Here is a 697-nt window from a genome sequence, read left to right as displayed (position 1 = left end):
CTCCGGTGTGGCCTTGGCGGTACTGGTCGAAGAGGGCCAGGCCGTGCGTGCCGGGCAGCCGCTGGTGCGGCTGGACCCGGACCGCGCCCGCCTGGCCGTGGCGCAGAGCGAAGCGGTGATGCGCAAGCTGGAGAACAACTACCAGCGGGCGCAGAAACTGATCGGCCAGCAGATGGTCAGCGCCGCTGATGTGGACCAGATCAAGTACGACGTGGAAAACGCCCGGGCGCAGTACCGCCTGGCCACGCTGGAACTGTCCTACACCACCGTGGTCGCACCGATCTCCGGCGTGATCGCCTCGCGTTCGATCAAGACCGGCAACTTCGTGCAGATCAACACGCCTATCTTCCGCATCATCGACAACTCGCGCCTGGAGGCCACCCTCAACGTGCCCGAGCGCGAACTGGCCACGCTCCGCGCCGGCCAACCGGTGACGCTGGTGGCCGATGCGCTGCCGGGCAGGTCGTTCCCCGGCGTGGTCGACCGCATCTCGCCGGTGGTCGACGCCGGCAGCGGCACCTTCCGCGTGGTCAGTGGCTTCGGTGAAGACGCGCAGGGCCTGCAGCCGGGCATGTTCGGCCGCATCCGCATCGACTACGACCAGCGCGCCGACGCGCTGGTGGTGCCGCGCCTGGCGCTGCTCGACGATGGCGAACCGGCGGTGTTCCGGGTGCGCGCCGGCAAGGTGGCGCGGGTG

General features: G+C 69.6%; 1 protein-coding gene. It reads left to right on the top strand.

The features are described 5' to 3' along the window. Positions 1-697, top strand: a 697-nt coding sequence (locus DBR34_RS22745; protein WP_258223829.1) for an efflux RND transporter periplasmic adaptor subunit, incomplete at both ends; no start/stop codon positions are given.

The sequence above is a fragment of the Stenotrophomonas sp. HMWF003 genome, assembly GCF_003061285.1.
Classification (GTDB): domain Bacteria; phylum Pseudomonadota; class Gammaproteobacteria; order Xanthomonadales; family Xanthomonadaceae; genus Stenotrophomonas; species Stenotrophomonas maltophilia_AP.
This window is presented reverse-complemented; position numbering and strand designations above follow the sequence as displayed.